General features: G+C 60.1%; 5 protein-coding genes. 3 read left to right on the forward strand and 2 right to left on the reverse strand.

What is annotated here, in order from left to right:
* Positions 1 to 216 (forward strand): hypothetical protein (locus AC5ZG5_RS45790; protein ID WP_496165557.1); only part of this gene is annotated, 216 nt, incomplete at its 5' end.
* 129 nt (positions 217 to 345) lie between these two features.
* Here the strand turns inward: AC5ZG5_RS45790 and AC5ZG5_RS45795 are convergent.
* A complete protein-coding gene (locus AC5ZG5_RS45795) occupies positions 346 to 501 on the reverse strand; it encodes a universal stress protein (protein WP_456647200.1) in 156 nt (51 codons plus the stop codon).
* A gap of 527 nt (positions 502 to 1,028) precedes the next feature.
* Between AC5ZG5_RS45795 and AC5ZG5_RS45800 the strand changes: the two genes are divergently transcribed.
* Positions 1,029 to 1,445: an ATP-binding cassette domain-containing protein gene (locus AC5ZG5_RS45800; protein WP_456647197.1), complete on the forward strand. Its 417-nt coding sequence runs from the start codon at positions 1,029 to 1,031 to the stop codon at positions 1,443 to 1,445.
* A gap of 241 nt (positions 1,446 to 1,686) precedes the next feature.
* Here AC5ZG5_RS45800 and AC5ZG5_RS45805 read toward each other — a convergent pair whose 3' ends face one another.
* Positions 1,687 to 2,025, reverse strand: a complete 339-nt coding sequence (locus AC5ZG5_RS45805) for a hypothetical protein (RefSeq protein WP_456647198.1) — start codon at positions 2,023 to 2,025, stop codon at positions 1,687 to 1,689.
* Positions 2,026 to 2,383: 358 nt separating this feature from the next.
* On the opposite strand from AC5ZG5_RS45805, the gene AC5ZG5_RS45810 reads away from it, so the two are divergent.
* On the forward strand, positions 2,384 to 2,653 hold the full coding sequence (locus tag AC5ZG5_RS45810) for a hypothetical protein (RefSeq protein WP_456647199.1): 270 nt from the start codon (positions 2,384 to 2,386) through the stop codon (positions 2,651 to 2,653).
* Positions 2,654 to 3,237: the final 584 nt, after the last annotated feature.

Genomic DNA, 3,237 nt, shown 5'->3' on the forward strand with positions numbered 1-3,237 from the left:
CGTGGCAGCTTAACCTTGGCAGAGGGCTTCACTTATCGACGCGGAAAATCTGTTCAGACAACCGGAGCCAGCTCTGTCAACTGCGACCTGAATTTAGCGGAGGCGCCTTCGGCCCCATTTGCGGCGGTGCTTGCACTGCACCCGACCTGCAAAGTCAATTCATCAGGATCGCTAACCGTGTCGTCCTCATCCATCACCGGCAGGCCGCTGATGTGACAGCGCAGGATGATATTGGCGGCGTCCATGATGGATGTATGAGGAGGTCACCGTGATGACGTCTAGGCATAATCCGGTCCGCGCGCATGAGATATCTGTCCGGCATTGGAGGCAAGCAGTAATAGAAGGTCAGTGCGACATCAGCGTCGGCACCGTCATGGACCGAAACATCTCTCGCGTGACCCCGCCGATTACGGCTTCCTTCAGGCGCGAATGCCCGTAGCCGCCTATGACAAGCAGATCGAGCGATTCGTCGAAGGCCAGCGAAAGAATGCCTGATTGGATCTGCGAGCGATTGGTCCTCCAACGAGACTAGTCGGGCTGGTAAGCCGGCCTTTGCCAGGTATCGCGCGAGACGTGTTGGTGAGGCCTCCGGCGGTACGACTTCGGCGCCGTTGACGGTGATGATGATCAGTGCGTCGGCCGCCTCCAAGAGTGGCATAGCATCGTGCACCGCACGCGAAGGCGACTGCCATCCCAGCAGATCCCGATTCGCTTCGCCGCGAACGCGCCCCGGAAGGTGTACGGCATGAACAGCACGGGCGCACCAGCCCGGAACAACATCTCCTGGGGCAGGACGTTATCGAAACTATCGCGTCCAATCTCCGGTTGCTGCACCACGATCAGGTCGTGAAGCCTGGCAGCAGCTCCGAACGCGGGAAAGGGGGTGGCGTAGCACGTGTTGCATTCGTTACGGGCCGTGGCATCGGTGCCGCAATAGCGGCGGCACGTCGATCCGAGGGGCACCGCTTAGCGGTCGCCACCATCAAAGACGCCGATGCTTCTAACACTGCGATTCCCGTCCTTCGATCGTGAGACCGCGCATCTGTCGCCGTCCTTGCTCGACGAGATTGCAATGCGAGGCTCGAGATGTCTGCTTCAGCACACAACAGAGAGACAAGCTTCCGGCAGAGCTTTCCGGCGGCGCAGTCAAGCGAGTTGCCTTGGCGCGGGCGTTCGCGCTCCATTCGGTTCTGCTGTTCCTGGATGAGCCGATCTCGGGACTAGGGCCCGATCCTCGCCGCGAATTCGGTTCTCTCATAATGACGTTGCAGCCGAAGCTGGGCTTCACGTCTTCACAGTCGCCCACGGCCTCAACAACCACTCTGCGGTCTGCCACCGTGTCGCGGCGCTGGCGGACGGCAGCATTGCCGATCGGCGCTCTGCGGTCCGGACCTTCTACGGCGCGCGAGCGCGAACGCTTCGCTTTCAACGCTTTGGCGGAATGAGCTTCATGGAAAAGGCGCGTAGGCGGTTAGCCTTCTCGCGGAGATATACGGCTCAAGGAAGGCCATGGTGACGGTCGTCCGACCACTTGCGCTTCATCGGTCTGGCGCATCTGCGCTTGACTCGGCGTTCTCGCTTCGTTTTTAATGGTGGAAATCCCGAGTGCAGCCTCGACGATATCCGTTCCGAGCTCGAATACATGTGCGTCCAGGTCGGACGGCAACGCAAAGACATCCTCAAGCTTCAGCGGGCCGGAATATCGACGGCCTCGGCGGAGGCGTTGCTGCAGAGGATGCGCGATAGGATTGACAGGCGTTGCGCCGAGCGGGACAGGCTGAAGGCTACCGCGCCGAAGCCTAAACTGAGGCTGCTCGGGGGCAGGTCATGGTAGCGCGTCGGAAATGGTTCGATGACCGCGAAAATCCGCTGCCCTTCATCAAGGCAGTTGGCGGAGGTGCGGGGGACGGGTGGTGTTTCTTCCACGTCCAGGCCATCCCGTTTGCGATCGACCAGTATGCTGAAGCCGCGCTCGGCAACCGGGACTTCTTCCTGAATAAGCCCTATAGCATCGAGCCCGAGCAAGCGCGGCTTGCCGCTAGGAACCAGGCTTCCGCTCCAGCATTAGACGGCATGGCCCAGATGCAAGACCCGACTCGGCCGTCATTCGAACGGCTTGCCGAATGCGCTAGGGAGGCGCGCGCTCAGGCGGAGCTCCTGCCGCCTGGTGATCTTCGCGACGCCTTGCTGGGAAAACTCCGTCAGTACGAGGTTCAAATCCTGATGAACGGCTGGCTGCTCCCAGGCAGCTCGCTCCGGCTGGGCGAGTCTCTGGAGCAAACGCCGAAGAGTTCAGGCTCCTTAACGTGTGTGATTGTACCGGAAGGTCGCGGCAGCGAAGACCAGGGCATAGCTCGCGCTAGTGCCGATGTGGGGAAGAACAGTGATTAGCGAGGATTTTAATAAGAAAACTCTGGCCGCAATGGACTTGGCGCTGGAGAGGGCATGCAGGTTCTTGCCGATTGGATTATCAGAGCATGAGACAAGGAAACTGGTTGCCGAGAGGATTCTTGAATCCGCCAGGAGCGGCAACCAAACCCTTGCGGGCCTTACCGAGGCGGGGCGCCGCGCCGTGCATGAGCTGATCGCGAAGAAGAACGCCACTGGTGAGGAGATTGACGGCTTGACTCAACCTGAAGCTAAGCCGGGCTGAACGAGATCTCGACTATGGGTCACTAGCGCGCGCCGCGTCCTGCCGCCTGGACTCGCGGAAAACATCCGACCTAAACTGCCCGCCTTTTTACCGGCGGTTTTTGTGAGTTGTATTGGGAAGCGTACGAAGCGTCGGGAGATGCCGGGCTTCATCAAGCCCAGTTGGCCAGCCCTCGTCCGAAGCGTCAACAGAATTGGCTCCATTAGATCAAATAGTACAGCTATCGGATTCCGCTTCATCTGAACCAAGGGCCTGGATTTTTGAGGTCGTTCGCGGACGCGAGCTGTGGCGCACCAAGGCCACCTTCACCAAGATCAATGGCCGCGTTGCGGCGGGCATTTCGACCCCCGCAATGCGCGCTTGTCGGCCCGGTGTCCGATCCTGCGTGCTGGCATCAAGGAGCGGCCGATAAGCGGGTCCGCGGCGTGCAGTAAGATTGAAATGCTATCGGCGATGGCCGCCGTTCTGATGGTCGCCGATTGGCCGGTTCGGCGCGCGCGCCAAGCTCTAGAGCGTTTCACGTTTTGATGGAAGCATATCCTGCGTTGGCGAAGTAGTTGCTGCATTCGGTAGGCTGGATCGAG

Source organism: Bradyrhizobium sp. Ses1 (assembly GCF_059512365.1).